Below are 17,110 nucleotides of genomic sequence, written 5' to 3' on the forward strand. Positions count from 1 at the left end.
TAAGGTTATTCTCTTAATTTTCAACGCCGCCAATTCAAAGACAGTGTGAATGAGAAAGCGTATTGTCATACAAAGCGCTATGCTTGAACCTGATATTTTGTCCCACCACAAGGAGTGGAGAATGTCTTCCATTACAACAACTGATAATAAAACCTTCCTGAATGAGCTCGCCCGCCTGGTGGGACATTCACACCTGCTGACTGACCCTGCAAAAACCGCCCGCTATCGCAAGGGTTTCCGTTCCGGTCAGGGCGAGGCTCTGGCGGTAGTCTTTCCCGGATCGCTGCTGGAACTCTGGCGCGTGCTGAACGCCTGCGTCAACGCCGATAAAATTATCCTGATGCAGGCGGCCAATACCGGCCTGACCGAAGGCTCCACGCCGAACGGTAATGATTATGACCGCGAGATTGTCATCATCAGCACCCTGCGCCTCGACAAGCTCCACGTGCTGGGCAAAGGCGAGCAGGTGCTGGCCTATCCCGGCACCACGTTGTATTCGCTGGAAAAAGCGCTGAAGCCGCTGGGGCGTGAGCCACACTCGGTGATTGGTTCGTCGTGCATCGGCGCATCGGTCATTGGCGGGATCTGTAATAACTCCGGTGGTTCGCTGGTGCAAAGAGGCCCGGCGTATACCGAAATGTCCCTGTTTGCCCGTATTGATGAAAACGGCAAGCTGCAACTGGTTAACCATCTGGGGATCGATCTGGGACAAACGCCAGAACAGATCCTGAGTCAACTGGACGATGAACGGATCAAAGAGGAAAATGTCCGCCACGACGGGCGACACGCCCACGATCACGACTACGTCACCCGCGTCAGAGACATCGACGCCGACACGCCCGCACGCTATAACGCCGATCCGGATCGCCTGTTCGAATCTTCTGGCTGTGCCGGAAAGCTGGCGGTCTTTGCGGTGCGTCTCGACACCTTTGAAGCGGAAAAAAAACAGCAGGTATTTTACATTGGCACCAATCAACCCGAGGTGCTGACGGAGATCCGCCGCCATATTCTGGCGACGTTCGACAATCTGCCGGTGGCGGGTGAATACATGCACCGCGACATTTACGACATTGCCGAACAGTACGGCAAAGACACTTTCCTGATGATTGATAAGCTCGGCACCGACAAAATGCCGTTCTTCTTCACCCTGAAGGGGCGCACCGACGCGATGCTGGAAAAGGTGAAATTCTTCCGTCCGCACTTTACCGACCGCGCGATGCAGAAGTTTGGTCATCTGTTCCCGAGTCATCTGCCGCCACGGATGAAAAGCTGGCGCGATAAATATGAACATCATCTGCTGTTAAAAATGGCGGGCGATGGCGTCGCGGAAGCGCAAAGCTGGCTCACCGAATTCTTTAAAACCGCAGAAGGCGATTTCTTTGCCTGCACGCCGGAAGAAGGTAGCAAAGCCTTCCTGCACCGCTTCGCAGCGGCTGGCGCAGCCATTCGCTATCAGGCAGTTCATGCTGACGAGGTGGAGGATATTCTGGCGCTGGACATCGCACTGCGCCGCAATGACACCGAATGGTACGAACATCTGCCGGCGGAGATGGATAACCAACTGGTGCATAAACTCTATTACGGGCACTTTATGTGCTACGTCTTCCATCAGGATTATATCGTGAAGAAAGGTGTGGATGCTCACGCGCTGAAAGCACAAATGCTGGAACTGCTGCAACAGCGCGGCGCGCAATACCCGGCTGAGCATAACGTCGGGCATCTGTATGAAGCACCGCCCGCACTGACCCGTTTTTATCGCGAAAATGACCCGACCAACAGTATGAATCCCGGAATTGGCAAGACCAGTAAGCAAAAATTCTGGAAAGTACCGTCTTCAGATTAACGCCAGCTAATGTGCCTGATGCGCAGGCTGGATTTGCACGAAATATCGTGCAAAAGTAATAAGATGTGCCGGAGTCGTGATGACTCCGGTTTTTCTTCGCAAAGGTGAGAACCATGTCTGTTGCCGATACGCTTTCTGATAACGATATCGTGGTACGCGATGCGCTGCCCGACGACGTAGAGGCGATCTCCTCGTTATATGCGTGGCATGTGTTGAATGGCCGCGCCTCTTTTGAAGAAACCCCCCCGACGGTCGATGAAATGCGCCGACGTATGCGTACGGTGGCACAGTATGGATTGCCGTGGCTGGTGGCGCTCTATCGCGGCGTGATCGTCGGTTATTGTTATGCCACGCAGTATCGTCCTCGCCCGGCCTATCGTTTTACCCTGGAAGAGTCGATTTATGTCGATGCCAGCATGACCGGACGCGGCGTCGGCAGCCTGCTGATGCATACGTTAATCACCCGCTGTGAAGAAGGTCCATGGCGGCAGATGGTGGCGGTGATTGGCGACGGCCATAACAATCCGGGGTCGCTGCGATTGCATAAAAAGCACGGTTTCGAGATTGCCGGACAGTTGCGTAGCGTCGGGTATAAAAAGGGAGACTGGCGGGATACGTTGATTATGCAGCGCCCACTCAACGAAGGTGACTGGACGCTGCCAGAGTAAGGTTTTGTTATTCATGCCGGATGACGGCATAAATGCCTTATCCGGCCTACGGGTGAAATGTTTTCGTCGGCCTGATAAGCGAAGCGTCATCAGGCTATTTTCCAGGACGATTGCCTTATCCAGCCTACGGGTGAGATGTTTTCGTAGGCCTGATAAGTGAAGCGCCATCAGACTATTTTCCAGGACGACTTCGCCTTATCCGGCCTACGGGTGAGATGTTTTCGTAGGCCTGATAAGCGAAGCGCCATCAGGCTATTTTCCAGGACGACTTCACCTTATCCGGCCTATAGCGGCATCAGTCGTTTTGCGCGGTCTGCTCACCCGCATTGCCACCCGCAGCAGCCATCTGTGCGGCTTTCTGCTTTTTATAGCTCAACGCCGCCGGCGGAACCGGCATCACTTTCCCGGTTTCGATCCACGTGCGTAAACGACTGGCGTCGGCGAAATGGGTGTACTTGCCGAACGCATCCATCACCACCAGCGCCACCGGTTTGTTATTGATTACCGTGCGCATCACCAGACAATGGCCAGCCGCGTTGGTGAAGCCGGTTTTAGTAAGCTGAATATTCCAGTTATCGCGATACACCAGATGGTTGGTATTGCGGAACGGCAGCGTATACGCCGGATTGGCGAAGGTCGCCATATCTTCACGCGTGGTACTCAGTTGACCGATCAGCGGGTACTGCTTGCTGGCAATCAGCATTTTGGTGAGATCGCGTGCGGTCGACACGTTATGAATCGACAAACCGGTTGGCTCCACAAAACGCGTCTGGGTCATACCCAGCGCTTTTGCCTTCGCGTTCATTGCTTTTATAAACGCGTTATAGCCGCCAGGATAATGGTGCGCCAGGCTCGCCGCCGCCCGGTTTTCTGAGGACATCAGCGCCAGCAGCAACATATTTTTACGGCTGATTTCACTGTTCAGCCGCACGCGAGAGTAAATCCCTTTCATCTCCGGCGTCTGGCTGATATCCACTTTCAGTTTTTCGTCCAGCGGCAGTCGTGCATCAAGCACCACCATCGCCGTCATTAATTTGGTAATTGACGCAATCGGACGCACCAGGTCCGGATGGTTTGAATAGATAACCTTATTGGTGTTCAGATCCACGATCATCGCGCTACCGGAGGCGATCTCGGGTTGAGACGCCGCGGCAGTCGCCGCCGTTTTTGCCAGCGCTTGTGGCGCAAAAGGCACAGCCAGCATCAGCGCCAGGCTCAGTATGGAAACTCGGAATTTCAGCATGATGAGATTTCAGAAAATGATTCACGCGTGATGACACGCACCGCCGGAGTCAGAATGGCTCAGGCTAGCAGAGGAATCATAGCGAGCTAATGACCTCGCCGCCATAAGAGAATCGTCAGGAAATGCTGCATTGCTGGCTTTTGCACCAACAATGCAGCACGGTAATCAGAACAAGCGGTAGCCGTATCCCCAGAGGATGACGGTCAGCGCGAGCAGCACTTCCAGTACCAGTACGCCGATAGCCAGGGTCGAGCTGGAGAAACTTAAGCCCTCTTCCTTATTGATATTCAGGAATGTCGGAATGCCCAGATAGAGCAGATAGCCGGTATAGAACAGTGCTACTGTGCCGACAAATGCGCAAAGCCACACCAGCGGATACAGCGCCACCAGACCGCTAAGAAATAGCGGCGTCGCGACATAGCCGGCAAACACCATACAGTGCGTCAGGGATGGACGCTGCGGATAACTCCGCGCCATCCACCAGATCACGCGCCCCATGATTGCCACGCCCGCCAGCATCACGGCATAGAACAGGACAGCCAGCGCCAGTCCCGTAAACAAAGAGAGCTTCAGGACATTGCCGTCGCCAAAATTCCAGCCGATTTGTGTTGTACCAATGAAGGCGCAAATAACCGGGATGGCCGCCATCAAAAGCACATGGTGGGTGTAGTGATGCGAAACCGTTTCGTTCTCGCTGTTGATCACCTGCATTTCACGATTGGGATGAGAAAACAGCCCCCAGACATGGTTCATACCGCCCCCTTGTTGTCAGCTGTGGACTTAACACTTCAAGTATAATTCAGCTTTTCGATTATTTATTGTACAGACAAAGAAATGCCGCTGCGTGTGATGGCCCTTTTTGAGCATCCCGAATTCAGAGGGTGTATGCTTACAGTCGTGGAGGTCATACAGACGTATGGATATAAACAGTCTTATTGCGCAATACGGTTATGCCGCTCTGGTGATTGGGAGTCTGGCTGAAGGCGAGACCATCACTCTGCTGGGAGGCGTTGCCGCACATCAGGGATTACTCAAATTTCCTCTTGTGGTCGTGGCCGTGGCCTTAGGCGGCATGATAGGCGATCAACTGCTGTATCTGCTGGGACGCCGCTATGGCGGCAAGATTCTGCGCCGCTTCGCCCGTCACCGCAACAAAATCCGCCAGGCGCAAAAGATGATCCAGCGCCGCCCGTATCTGTTCGTGATCGGCACCCGCTTTATGTACGGATTCCGCGTGATCGGGCCGCTGCTGATTGGTGCCAGCCATCTGCCACCAAAGATTTTTTTACCCCTGAATATTCTCGGCGCGCTGATCTGGGCGCTGATCTTCACCACCCTGGGCTACGTGGGAGGTGAAGTGGTCGCGCCGTGGTTGCATCACCTCGATCAGCACCTCAAGCATTGGATCTGGCTGATTCTGGCGGTAGTGCTGGTGATCGGTGCTCGCTGGTGGCTAAAGCGCCGCAGTAAAGCGAAGATGCCTCAGGAGTGATGATAGCCGCCGCCGAGCGCGCTGGTGAGTTGGATCGACGCATCCAGCCACTGGCCTTGTAAAATCAGTCCGTTAGCCTGCTCACGCAGCGCCGGTATTCTGGCCTTACTGACAAGAGAACCCGCAATGATCCCGGCGTCAAAGCGTGCCTGCGCCAGGCTGACCACCCGATCGGCGTCATGCTCTATCTGCTGCTGATGCTGATTTTTCTGCATCAGCGTCGCCACCTGACTGGCGGTGCGCGCCACGTCGTTCACCGCATCAACAACCGCTTTGTTATAACTGGCGATCGACAAATTGTTTTGTGCCTGGGCAATATCCAGACTGGCATTCAGTCTGCCGCTGTCGAAAACAGGCAGCGTCAGGCCTGCGGTCACGCCCATCTGTTGCGCAGAACTGCGGAACAGATCGCTCAGATGCAGCGCATCCTGTTGTAAAAACGCCATCAGATTGATATCGGGATAGAACGCCGCTTTCGCCGCCTCCACGCTGCTCATGGATGACTCGATCACCCAGTGCGCTGCCTGCAAATCCGCTCTGCGCGCCAGCAGGGCGTAACCCAGTTGCGCTGGAAGCTGACTCTCCACCTGCGGCAGACTCACTTCGTGCAGTTTCAGCGACGTCGACTGCGTGTTGGTCAGCGCGCTCAGACGCGCCTCAATCACTTTCATCTTCCCGGCGATATCATTCAACTGCTGCTGGGTTTTGCTGTCATCAATATCCGTTTCCACGCCTTCCACCGAGGAGGTGATGCCGTTCTGATACAACTGGCGATCGGTATCAATGATGTTGCGCTGTTCCTGTTCAATTTGCGTCAGCAGTTTGCTGAGCGCCGCCTCGGTCTGCCATTCCCAGTAAAGCCGCGTAACGCCGCTGGCTAACAGCTGGCGCGTCTGTTCACGCTCGGCTTCCCGCGCTTTCACCGCCCCGATTCGCGCCGTCACTTCCGCGCGGTTCTTACCCCACAAATCGAGATCCCAACCGGCGGTTAAGCCGAACGATCCGTTGGTGTACCAGGGCCCGGTCGTACCCGCTGCCGGATCGGTGACCGCAAACGGCCCCATGACCCCTTCTCCCGACATTTTCTGCCGTTCAGCCTCCGCCGAGAAATCAACCTGCGGCCCATCCTGGGCTTCAACCGCTTTAGCCTGCGCTTCGGCCAGCGCGATCCGTTGCTCCGCCACCTGCATATCCGGGGAACTGGCAAGCGCATTCTTCACTAATTCGTTCAACTGTGCGTCATGATAATCCTGCCACCACTGGCTTCCAGGCCATCCGTTATTCAGCGCCGACGGCAGCGCGGAATCCACGTGAGAGGCGGGAGGTTGCTGAACCAGCGTCTTTTGGGTGTCATGCATGGGGGCGCATCCCGCAAGCAAAATAGCCAGCGGAAAGCACGCGTTCAGCGCGTGAAAAGAATTACGAGTCATGAAGAGGTTCTGATAAGAAAAGGTGCGCGGAGCTTACCCGTTGTGGTGACCTGTTTTTTAGTTACGCGTGGCATAACATCTTCGGCAATGAAAAGTCACAACTGGAAAAATATATTCCAGAAGAATATAAACACGCCAAAAATACTAAATTTCAATCGACTGAATCGCGCGGGCAATATCCGCTGAATTATTTAACGCGCGAATATCCTGAAAGACGTCCGTGGCCTCACGGTATTCCTTACGCAAATAACCCAGCCACTGTTTAATGCGCGCGACGTGATACAACCCGGTGTCGCCCTGTTTTTCCAGACGGGTATATTTTTTCAGCAGCGCAACCACCTGCGGCCACGGCATTCGCGGCTCGTTGTACTTCACCACCCGGCTAAGGTTAGGAATGTTTAATGCCCCGCGACCAATCATAACCGCATCACAGCCGCTGACAGCCAGACACGCCTGCGCGCTCTGCCAGTCCCAGATTTCACCGTTGGCAATCACCGGAATCGACAGACGCTCGCGGATTTCACCAATCGCCTGCCAGTTGATATGCTCCGCCTTATAGCCCTGCTCTTTAGTGCGCCCGTGCACGACCAGCTCGCTTGCCCCGGCCTGCTGGACGGCATCCGCAATCTCAAACTTCTTGTCGCCGCTGTCCCAGCCCAGACGCACTTTCACCGTCACCGGCAGATGCGCAGGCACGGCTTCACGCATCGCTTTCGCGCCCTGGTAGATGAGTTCAGGATCCTTCAGTAACGTTGCGCCACCGCCGCTGCCGTTCACCATTTTAGACGGACAGCCGCAGTTGAGATCAACGCCGTAAGAGCCGAGTTCCACAGCGCGAGCCGCATTTTCCGCCAGCCACTGCGGGTACTGCCCCAACAGTTGCACGCGCACTAAGGTGCCGGAAGGCGTCCGACTGCCGTTGAGCAGCTCGGGGCAGAGACGATGAAAGACCTTTACCGGCAGGAGTTGATCCACCACGCGTACAAACTCGGTGATGCAGAGATCATAATCATTCACTTCCGTCAGAAGTTCGCGCACCAGTGAATCGAGCACACCTTCCATCGGCGCCAGTAAAACACGCATATCGTCATCCGCAAAAAAAAGAGGCGCTATCATAGCGCCTATCCGGGATGAGCAAAACCTTTTGCAAGGGTGGCGGTACAAAGCGCCTTATCCCGCCGGCACCCCATCATGGCGGTAGGCCGGGCAAGCGAATCGCCCCCCGGCAAAGGCCCTTATTCTCAGCGCGGCAGAAGACAGTTATCTTCTTTCCAGCCGTACAGCCATTCCATGCCGCGATAAAACTCCGCCTGCGATTTGCCTTTCCACAACAGATTACGCACCTGGCGCTCCACGCCCGCCGCATGATACACGCGTCCCATTTCGCGGGTAGACCAGACGATGCGCGCCGTGCGCGGAATGCGCACCGACTCATACAGCGCGAAGGCTTTTGCCGCATCGCCGTCGCATTGCGCCAGCGCTTTGCCCAGCGTGACGGCATCTTCCAGCGCCATACAGGCCCCCTGCGCCATGTACTGCGCCACCGGGTGCGCCGCATCGCCAACCAGCGTGATGCGCTCAGTACCCCATTTTTCTACCGGTTCGCGATCGGCAGTTGACCAGCGACGCCAGGTTGTGGGTTTATCCAGCATCTGCCGGGGGCGCGGATGGATCCCGGCGAAATACGACAGCACCTCTTCCTTGCTGCCGTCTTTAACGCCCCACTCCTCCTGGTGACGACTGTGGAAGGTCACGACCAGGTTGTACTGCTTGCCGCCACGCAGCGGATAGTGCACAAGGTGGCAGTGCGGCCCGGCCCAGAGTACCGGCGCGTTAATGCGCAGGTCTTCCGGCATATCCGCACAGTCAATAACCGCGCGGTAGACCACGTGCCCGGTCACGCGCGGCGAATCGCCCAGCAGACTCTGACGCACTACCGACTTCACGCCGTCACAGCCAACCAGAATATCGGCGGTCCAACTGTTACCCTGCTCATCAAATACCGTCACGTCGTCTGCCGTCTGGCGAATATCGACCACGTTGGTCGAGGTCCGGTACTCAACATTCGGATGGGTCAGAACCGATTCCCAGACGGAAGCGTGGATATCAACCCGGTGGATAACCGCATACGGACCGCCAAAGTGGTCGCGAAAGTCCTGTCCGGTTTCGATGCGCACCACTTCTTCCGCGTTCACAGCGTCCATCATGGTGATGTGATCGGTAAACACCGCGCGTGAACGCGCCACTTCGCCGACGCCGAGACTGTCCAGCGCTGAGAAGGCGTTTGGACCGAGCTGAATGCCCGCGCCAATTTCGCCAATTTCATGGGCTTTTTCCAGCAGCATCACCTTGATACCCTGACGTGCCAGCGAAAGCGCGGTGGCTGCTCCGCCAATTCCGCCGCCGACAATAATTGCTCTCATCACTTTAGCCATTGTCATTCTCCTTCTCAGGCTGAGATTTTATCTTGTTGATTTTCGGGGGCTGCGGCGATGAACGCCGATAGCTGTGTACAGGCGTCATACACGGCTTTGCAGCGCGGATAACCGCTCAGATCGCACCCCATTCTTAACGCATTCGCCCATTGTGGGACCAGGCAGCAGTCGGCAAGCGTTGGCGCATTGCCCACGCAGTAGTTCTGCGACTGGCTCTGACGCAACAGCTGTTCGACGGCGCTTAACCCCTGCTGGATCCAGTGCGCGTACCAGCGTTTTTTGTCTTCTTCACTGACCTTCAGTTCCTCGCTCAGATAGCGCAGCACCCGCAGGTTGTTCACCGGGTGAATGTCGCAAGCGATGGCATAGACGATTTCCAGCACCTGCGTGCGCGCCGGATCGCTGACGGGCAGCAAGCGCGACTGTGGAAAATGCCGGTCCAGCCAGTCGATGATGGCCAGCGACTGACCGAGCGCTTCGCCGTCATCGGTCACCAGCGTCGGCACCAGCCCCACCGGATTCATCCGCCGGTAGGCCAGTTCGTTTTGTTGACCGATACGAATATTGACGCCCACCGTCTGGTAGTCGATGCCCTTTAATGCCAGCGCGATACGTACGCGGTATGACGCCGAACTGTTAAAAAAACTGTACAGCTTCATACATCACCTCAGACAATCTTCACAGCGACAGGCGTCAACCCGCCCACGCCACCGGTGATCACATCCCCTTTCACCACGGCGCCGACGCCTTCTGGCGTACCGGTGAAGATCAGGTCGCCCGGTTGCAATTCGAAGAAACCGGACAGATAGCTGATCGTTTCATTCACCGACCAGATCAGATGGCGAATGTCGCTACGCTGGTGATCGTCGCCGTTCACCTGCAACCAGATGGGCGCGGAAGTGATATCCGCAATCTCATCCACTTTATGCAGCGGCGCGATGGGCGCAGAGAGATCGAACGCTTTGCCGATTTCCCACGGACGCCCCATCTGACGCATCTCCATCTGGCGATCGCGACGGGTCATATCCAGCCCGGTGGCATACCCCCAGATATATTCATGGGCTTTTTCTAACGGGATATCGCTGCCCTTTTTGCCGATGGCAACCACCAGCTCAATTTCATAGTGATAGTTGTCCGTTTGCGCCGGATACGGCAGCGCTAACGTTTCACCTGCAGCAACCGGCACAACCGCATCGGCAGGCTTACAGAAGAAGAACGGCGGTTCACGGTCAGGGTCGAAACCCATTTCGCGGGCATGGGCGGCATAGTTGCGTCCCACGCAGTACACGCGACGGACGGGGAACTGCGCATCGCTGCCGACAACCGGTACGGTCACGGGGGCCTGTGGGGCAAATACATACTGAGTCATGGCTCTCTCCCAAATTAATAGCGGGCTTCGCGGAACAGCCCGAGGGCTTCCTGTACCGGTCTGTCCGAAAAGCTGAATAAAACGGTCTCATCGGTGGTTTTGAACGACACGCCGTGCCAGGTCGGAACCACAAAAATATCTTTGGCTGAAAAATGGAAGGTCTCGTTGCCGACGGTGACCTCGCCCGCCCCTTCAACGACGTGGTAAATGGTGCTGTCAGTGGTACGCGCCACCCGCGAGGTAAAGCCTTTTGGCAACAGTTGCAGGAACGTGCCCATCGATGGCATCGGGTAGCCGCCGGTTACCGGGTTGACATAGCGCATCTTGTAGCCATCCCACTCGTCGGCATCGCCCAGACGCGTCAGGTCATGCAGCGCGTCGCGACTGCGGTCATAGCGGTAGTTGAAAATCGGCGATGAGTTGCCTTTCTGATGGCGCAGCGGCAGCATGTTGGCGGCATAGCGCGGCAGGTAGTCACCCTCTTTGCGCGAGACCGGCTGCTGATCTTCCGGGTAATCTTCGGCAAAGCCACAGCCCAAAAGGTTGACCAACGGCAGATCCAGACCGTCCAGCCAGACCACCGGTTCGTCGCCAGGGTTACCGTGATCGTGCCATTGCCACTGCGGGGTCAGAATAAAGTCGCCGGTGTGCATCTGGGTGCGCTCGCCGTCCACGGCAGTGAACGCGCCTTTCCCTTCGACAATAAAGCGTAACGCCGACTGGTTATGACGATGGCTGGGTGCAACTTCACCCGGCATGATCAACTGCAACCCCGCGTAGAGCGTTGACGTGATGGAGGACTGCCCGCGTAACATCGGGTTTTCCAGTACCAGCACGCGACGAATCGCCTCTTTCGCGCCAATCAGGTTGCCGCTTTCCAGCAGCAGCGGGCGAATCTCCTGGTAGTTCCAGTATGCTGGCGCACAGGTTGGATTCGGCGTTTGCGGAACCAGATGATGCAGTGATTCCCACAGCGGGGTCAGGTTCTGCCCCGAAATATGCTGATAAAACTGCTGACGGCTGTTTTTAACATCCTGATTTTGTTCTGACATAGGGATTCTCCTTATTCGTTCACGACGCTTGCGTGCGGCAAGCTATCCGGGACAGAGGCTGACTGGCGGACGACGACTGTCAGTACGGCTAACATCACCGCGCTGATGACCGCTGGAACAGCGATAATGAAAAACAAAGTATCGAAAGAGAAATTCATCGCCATCATCACGCCACCGGAAAGCGACCCGACAATCGCGCCGCAGCGCCCCACCGCGTTGGACCAGCTCACGCCCGTCGCCCGACTCTGTGTGGGATAGAGCGTGGCGGTTAGGGCGTTGAGGCCCACCTGCGATCCGCTGATACCCACCCCGGTACCGAAGATCGCCAGCGCCATCAGCCATAAACCGTTTTCGCTCAGACCAATCATGACGATGCATGCCGCCCCCAGCGCGTAACTCACGGCCAGCACCCGGAACGGATTGTGTTTATCCATCAGCACGCCCAGGGCCAGCGCGCCGAGCGTACCGCCAACCTGAAACGCCGCCGTCACCCAGGAAGCCTGTTGCAGGTCAATCCCTCGATGGTTTAACAGCGTTGGCATCCAGCTCGACAGCAGATAGATGATTAACAGACTCATGAAGAACACCACCCATAACATCAGGGTAATGGGCAACTGACGGCCAACAAACAGCTGGCGAATGCTGCCTTTGGCAATCGCCGCAGCCTCCTGGAGGTAAAACTGCGTATTGTCGTAACGTTCGCCGGTGATCGCGCTGACCGTTCTGGCGATGGTTGCCTGCGGTAGCTGACGGCGTACCTGCCAACGCGGAGATTCCGGCAGGACCGCGAGCAGTACGAAGAACAGCATCAGCGGTAACACGCCACCGAGTACCAGAATTCCGTGCCAACCGATGGCCGGCACCAGTTGCGCGCTGACAATCCCGCCCATTGCGGAACCGAGCGTAAAGCCGCAGAACATCAGGGTAACCAGCGCACCACGGCGACGGGCAGGCAGGTATTCAGAGGTCATTGTGATGGTGTTTGGCATGGCGCCGCCCAGGCCCAGACCGGTCAGAAAGCGCAGGATGACCAGCGTTTGCAGATCTGGCGAAAAGGCGGAAATCAGGCTCAGCGCGCCAAACAGCGCCACGCAGAGCTCAATCACCCGTTTGCGACCGAAACGGTCGGACAGCGGTCCGCAAAGTAAGGCGCCAGCGGTAAGTCCTAACAGACCCGCGCCAAACAGCGGGGCCAGGTCTCCGGCAGTTAACTGCCAGTGGGTACGAATATCGGGTGCGATAAAGCCAATGGCCGCAGTATCAAAACCATCAAGCATGACCACCAGAAAGCAGCAGATGATCACCCGCCACTGTGTCTTGCTGACAGGAGCAGCATCGATCAGAGCTTGTAGTTCACGTCGTTGAGTCATAGTGAATGCCTCGGTGCAGGTAGGGACAGATGTTGTTTTGTTTTTGGTATGTTACGAGTTTGTAGACTGGGCGATAAAATGTACAATGGCATTTCATGCAGAGACATAACCTGGAGGTTATCGCTGATGGCAAACTGGGCGCAAAAACTGAAGCTGCACCATCTGCAAATGCTGGTGGCGCTGGGCGAACAAGGGAATCTCACGCACGTCGCGCGGATGATGAATATCACCCAGCCCGCGCTGTCGAAATGGCTGTCACAGCTCGAAGATGAGATGGGGATCACGCTCTTTGAACGTCACAGTAAAGGTCTGCGCCCCTCGGAAGGCGGCAAGTTGCTGCTGCAACACGCCCAGCGTTTAATCAATGACATGGAACGTTCACAGTATGAAATGGCACGCTTTAAAGAAGGCGGGCTGGTAGGGAGCCTGAAGATTGGCTGCTCGCCGGTGGCGACCGATTGTGTGTCGCAGGCGATCCTCAATCTGCTCGTTGAGATGCCGACGCTGCATCTTAACATTGAAGAAAAGGTCATGACGCCGCTGCTGCACGACCTGCTTGCCGGTTCCGTGGATGTGGTAGTGGGTCGCGTCGGTGGGCGAGCGCTGCAACTTCCGCTCAATTATCAGGTGCTGTATACCGAACCAGTCTGCTTTGTCGCTCGTCCCCACCATCCTCTGGCGAAGTTTGATACCTTGAGCTGGGCCGATCTCGCGCACTGGCGCTGGATTGTCTGGCCGACGGGAACGCCCATCCGCCTGAGTATTGATAACGCGCTGGTCGATAACGGGGTGATGCTGCCGGAAAACACCATCGAATCGGCATCAATGAACGTCAGTACCAACCTGCTGCAAAGCAGCGATATGATCTCTATCCTTTCTTTACGGCTGGCGCAACGCTATGCCAGTCAGGGGCAACTGGTGATCCTGAACCTGCCGAAAATTGAACAAAAGGGCAGCGTGGGTGTGTTCTGGCGCAATAATGAGACGCCGTCCAGCGCGCTGAGTCGTTTCTTACAACTGCTGGCACAAGTTTAGCGTCACGTATTGGGGACATTGCCCAATGTTCCCGCTGTCTATCTTCAGTATGCTAAGAATTCATGATGTGATCGATAGCACGTTTTAAAGTTTAATTGTATGATGAATCCGTCGCTTCAAGGAATTACAACATGAGCAAGACACTGAATATCATCTGGCAATACTTACGCGCTTTCGTGCTGATATATGCCTGTCTGTATGCAGGCATTTTTATTGCGTCCCTGCTGCCCGTCGCCATTTCAGGCAGCATCATCGGGATGCTGATCCTGTTTGTGCTGCTGGCGTTGCAAATCATTCCGGCGAAATGGGTCAACCCCGGCTGCTATGTGTTGATTCGCTATATGGCGCTGCTGTTTGTGCCGATTGGCGTCGGCGTAATGCAGTACTTCGATCTGCTGCGCGCGCAGTTTGGTCCGGTGGTGGTGTCGTGCGCAATCAGTACGCTGGTGGTTTTTCTGGTGGTGAGCTGGAGTTCGCACCTGGTCCACGGTGAACGCAAAGTGGTTGGTCAGAAAGGGTCTAAAGAATGATATCGTCAATCTGGTGGTCTTTACCGCTGACGCTGGCGGTTTTTTTCGGCGCGCGCAAACTGGCTGCACGTTTCAAATTTCCTTTACTGAATCCGCTGCTGGTGGCAATGGTGGTGATTATCCCGTTCCTCCTGCTGACCGGTATTTCCTACGACAGCTATTTTAAAGGTAGCGAGGTATTAAACGATCTGCTGCAACCGGCGGTGGTGGCGCTGGCCTACCCACTGTACGAACAACTGCATCAGATCCGTGCCCGCTGGAAGTCGATTATTACTATCTGCTTTGTCGGCAGTATTGTGGCCATGGTGACCGGTACCTCGGTGGCGCTGCTGATGGGCGCAACGCCTGAAATCGCCGCCTCTGTCTTACCGAAATCCGTCACCACGCCGATTGCGATGGCCGTCGGCGGCAGCATCGGCGGCATCCCGGCGGTCAGTGCGGTGTGCGTGATTTTCGTCGGTATTCTCGGCGCCGTCTTTGGTCATACGCTGTTAAACGCCATGCGCATTAAAACCAAAGCCGCGCGTGGACTGGCGATGGGCACTGCGTCTCACGCCCTCGGCACCGCCCGCTGCGCGGAGCTGGATTATCAGGAAGGCGCATTCAGTTCGCTGGCGCTGGTGATTTGCGGGATTATTACCTCACTGATCGCCCCATTCCTGTTTCCGATTATTCTCGCGGTTGTGGGCTAAAATTTGCGATACGTCGCGCATTTTTAATTTAAGTTTCATAAGTTGCATACACAATGAGATTTAGATCACACATATAGCCGTAACAGGCCCGTACACTACGATCCCAATACATTGTTATGAGGCAACGTCATGCACCCACGTTTTCACACTGCCTTTAGCCAACTTGCAGACAATCTGCAATCAGCGCTGGCACCCATCCTGGCGGATACGCATTTCCCCGCTTCGCTGACGGCTGAGCAGGTTTCAATGCTTAAAAGCGCAACGGGACTGGACGAAGACGCGCTGGCATTCGCGCTGCTGCCGCTGGCGGCGGCCTGCGCCTGTACGCCGTTGTCGAACTTCAACGTCGGCGCGATTGCACGCGGCGTGAGCGGAACATGGTACTTCGGCGCCAACATGGAATTCCTCGGCGCGACCATGCAGCAAACGGTTCATGCTGAACAAAGCGCCATCAGCCACGCCTGGCTGCGCGGCGAGAAAGGCCTCGCGGCGATCACCGTTAACTACACTCCGTGTGGCCACTGCCGTCAGTTTATGAACGAGTTGAACAGCGGACTGGATCTGCGCATTCATCTGCCCGGTCGCGAACCGCATACGTTGCGCGACTATTTGCCAGACGCGTTTGGGCCCAAAGATCTCGACATCAAGACGCTGCTGATGGACGAACAGGATCACGGTTTTGCCCCTCAGGGCGATGCACTGACGCAAGCGGCCATTGCCGCCGCCAGCCACAGTCATATGCCGTACAGCCAGTCACCGAGCGGTGTGGCGCTGGAGTGCAAAGACGGACGCATCTTTAGCGGAAGCTATGGAGAGAATGCCGCGTTTAACCCGACGCTGCCACCGTTGCAGGGGGCGCTGATTCTGCTGAATCTGAACGGCTACGGTTATGCCGATATTCAACGTGCGGTTCTGGCGGAAAAAGCCGACGCGCCGCTGATCCAGTGGGATGCCACCGCCGCTACGCTGAAAGCGCTGGGATGCCATCACATCGATCGCGTGCTACTGGGTTAATTGCCCGATGGCCTCAGCCCCTGGGCCGGAAAAGGTGCTTTCACCGCCATCCGGCCTAATCGCCTGATAGCGCTACGCTTATCAGGCCTGCACTGGTTTTATTCGGCATGACTGCGTATTGCTGAAAATCCCCCCAATCAGACTACTGTTTCTTGCGCTTCGACAGCGGGTACAGTAGCCTGATTGAAATTTCATCCAGTGACAGAGTTTTCTTCATGCTAAAGCGCGTACTCTACAGCCTGTTGGTCCTGATCGGCTTGCTGCTGTTGGTCGTGCTGGGCCTTGACCGCTGGATGAGCTGGAAAACCGCCCCCTATATTTACGATGAGCTTCAGGACCTTCCCTACCGCCAGGTCGGCGTGGTACTTGGTACGGCAAAATATTATCGTACCGGGGTTATTAACCAGTATTACCGCTATCGTATTCAGGGCGCGCTCAACGCCTACAACAGCGGCAAAGTTAACTACCTGCTGCTTAGCGGTGACAACTCGCTGCAAAGCTACAACGAACCGATGACCATGCGCAAAGACCTGATTGCCGCTGGCGTCGATCCTACCGATATCGTGTTAGATTACGCCGGATTTCGCACGCTCGATTCGATTGTTCGCACCCGTAAAGTCTTCGACACCAATGACTTCATCATCATTACCCAGCGCTTCCACTGCGAGCGCGCGCTGTTTATCGCCCTGCATATGGGCATACAGGCGCAGTGCTACGCCGTACCTTCACCAAAAGATATGCTGACGGTTCGGGTTCGCGAGTTTGGCGCACGCTTTGGGGCGCTTGCCGATCTGTATCTGTTTAAACGTGAACCCCGGTTCCTCGGCCCGTTAGTGCCGATCCCCACCCTGCATCAGGTTCCTGACGATGCCCAGGGGTATCCGGCCGTGACGCCAGAGCAATTGCTTGAACTGCAAAAGAAACAAGGAAAATAGAC

General features: G+C 56.0%; 17 protein-coding genes. 8 read left to right on the top strand and 9 right to left on the bottom strand.

Annotation, left to right across the window (positions count from 1 at the left end; genetic code table 11):
• Positions 1-121: 121 nt before the first annotated feature.
• Both dld and QQZ17_RS22635 read left to right on the top strand, forming a co-directional pair.
• A complete protein-coding gene (gene dld, locus QQZ17_RS22630; RefSeq protein ID WP_152403612.1) occupies positions 122-1,843 on the top strand; it encodes a D-lactate dehydrogenase in 1,722 nt (573 codons plus the stop codon).
• A gap of 113 nt (positions 1,844-1,956) precedes the next feature.
• Complete coding sequence (locus QQZ17_RS22635) at positions 1,957-2,511, top strand: GNAT family N-acetyltransferase (RefSeq protein ID WP_152403610.1); 555 nt, start codon at positions 1,957-1,959, stop codon at positions 2,509-2,511.
• Between the two features lie 295 nt (positions 2,512-2,806).
• On the opposite strand, the gene pbpG is transcribed toward QQZ17_RS22635, so the two are convergent.
• Both pbpG and QQZ17_RS22645 read right to left on the bottom strand, forming a co-directional pair.
• Positions 2,807-3,754, bottom strand: coding sequence for a D-alanyl-D-alanine endopeptidase (pbpG, locus tag QQZ17_RS22640; RefSeq protein ID WP_152403608.1), 948 nt, complete (start codon positions 3,752-3,754; stop codon positions 2,807-2,809).
• 165 nt (positions 3,755-3,919) lie between these two features.
• Positions 3,920-4,507: a Yip1 family protein gene (locus QQZ17_RS22645; protein ID WP_152403606.1), complete on the bottom strand. Its 588-nt coding sequence runs from the start codon at positions 4,505-4,507 to the stop codon at positions 3,920-3,922.
• 163 nt (positions 4,508-4,670) lie between these two features.
• Here QQZ17_RS22645 and QQZ17_RS22650 point away from each other — a divergent pair, with 163 nt between their 5' ends.
• Positions 4,671-5,246: a DedA family protein gene (locus tag QQZ17_RS22650; protein WP_152403604.1), complete on the top strand. Its 576-nt coding sequence runs from the start codon at positions 4,671-4,673 to the stop codon at positions 5,244-5,246.
• On the opposite strand, the gene mdtQ is transcribed toward QQZ17_RS22650, so the two are convergent.
• The 7 genes from mdtQ to mhbT all read right to left on the bottom strand — a co-directional run bounded on the left by mdtQ (position 5,237) and on the right by mhbT (position 12,902).
• The gene (gene mdtQ, locus QQZ17_RS22655) at positions 5,237-6,676 is read right to left on the bottom strand and encodes a multidrug resistance outer membrane protein MdtQ (protein ID WP_152403602.1); all 1,440 of its coding nucleotides are present in this window, start codon (positions 6,674-6,676) and stop codon (positions 5,237-5,239) included. The two genes, QQZ17_RS22650 and mdtQ, sit on opposite strands and share 10 nt — an antisense overlap.
• A gap of 144 nt (positions 6,677-6,820) precedes the next feature.
• Positions 6,821-7,759 carry a tRNA dihydrouridine(16) synthase DusC gene (dusC, locus tag QQZ17_RS22660; RefSeq protein WP_284554198.1) on the bottom strand — a complete coding sequence of 313 codons (939 nt, stop codon included), beginning with the start codon at positions 7,757-7,759 and terminating at the stop codon, positions 6,821-6,823.
• Positions 7,760-7,917: 158 nt separating this feature from the next.
• Complete coding sequence (locus QQZ17_RS22665) at positions 7,918-9,111, bottom strand: 3-hydroxybenzoate 6-monooxygenase (protein ID WP_152403600.1); 1,194 nt, start codon at positions 9,109-9,111, stop codon at positions 7,918-7,920.
• A 14-nt stretch (positions 9,112-9,125) separates the two neighbouring features.
• Complete coding sequence (maiA, locus tag QQZ17_RS22670) at positions 9,126-9,770, bottom strand: maleylacetoacetate isomerase (RefSeq protein WP_152403597.1); 645 nt, start codon at positions 9,768-9,770, stop codon at positions 9,126-9,128.
• A gap of 8 nt (positions 9,771-9,778) precedes the next feature.
• Positions 9,779-10,480 carry a fumarylacetoacetate hydrolase family protein gene (locus QQZ17_RS22675; protein ID WP_152403595.1) on the bottom strand — a complete coding sequence of 234 codons (702 nt, stop codon included), beginning with the start codon at positions 10,478-10,480 and terminating at the stop codon, positions 9,779-9,781.
• Positions 10,481-10,494: 14 nt separating this feature from the next.
• Positions 10,495-11,532 (bottom strand): gentisate 1,2-dioxygenase, encoded by a 1,038-nt coding sequence (gtdA, locus tag QQZ17_RS22680; RefSeq protein ID WP_152403580.1) that lies wholly within the window; start codon positions 11,530-11,532, stop codon positions 10,495-10,497.
• A gap of 11 nt (positions 11,533-11,543) precedes the next feature.
• Positions 11,544-12,902, bottom strand: coding sequence for a 3-hydroxybenzoate transporter MhbT (gene mhbT, locus QQZ17_RS22685; protein ID WP_152403576.1), 1,359 nt, complete (start codon positions 12,900-12,902; stop codon positions 11,544-11,546).
• Between the two features lie 126 nt (positions 12,903-13,028).
• On the opposite strand from mhbT, the gene QQZ17_RS22690 reads away from it, so the two are divergent.
• From QQZ17_RS22690 to sanA, 5 genes are all read left to right on the top strand, one after another.
• Positions 13,029-13,937: a LysR family transcriptional regulator gene (locus tag QQZ17_RS22690; RefSeq protein ID WP_042317990.1), complete on the top strand. Its 909-nt coding sequence runs from the start codon at positions 13,029-13,031 to the stop codon at positions 13,935-13,937.
• Positions 13,938-14,068: 131 nt separating this feature from the next.
• Positions 14,069-14,467, top strand: a complete 399-nt coding sequence (locus QQZ17_RS22695; RefSeq protein WP_046481609.1) for a CidA/LrgA family protein — start codon at positions 14,069-14,071, stop codon at positions 14,465-14,467.
• Complete coding sequence (locus tag QQZ17_RS22700) at positions 14,464-15,159, top strand: CidB/LrgB family autolysis modulator (RefSeq protein WP_152403574.1); 696 nt, start codon at positions 14,464-14,466, stop codon at positions 15,157-15,159. Before QQZ17_RS22695 ends, QQZ17_RS22700 begins: the two co-directional genes overlap by 4 nt.
• Positions 15,160-15,288: 129 nt before the next feature.
• Positions 15,289-16,173: a cytidine deaminase gene (gene cdd / locus QQZ17_RS22705; protein ID WP_152403572.1), complete on the top strand. Its 885-nt coding sequence runs from the start codon at positions 15,289-15,291 to the stop codon at positions 16,171-16,173.
• A 215-nt stretch (positions 16,174-16,388) separates the two neighbouring features.
• A complete protein-coding gene (sanA, locus tag QQZ17_RS22710; RefSeq protein ID WP_152403570.1) occupies positions 16,389-17,108 on the top strand; it encodes an outer membrane permeability protein SanA in 720 nt (239 codons plus the stop codon).
• Positions 17,109-17,110: the final 2 nt, after the last annotated feature.

This window comes from Citrobacter sp. T1.2D-1 (genome assembly GCF_950098555.1).
Taxonomy (GTDB): domain Bacteria; phylum Pseudomonadota; class Gammaproteobacteria; order Enterobacterales; family Enterobacteriaceae; genus Citrobacter_A; species Citrobacter_A telavivensis.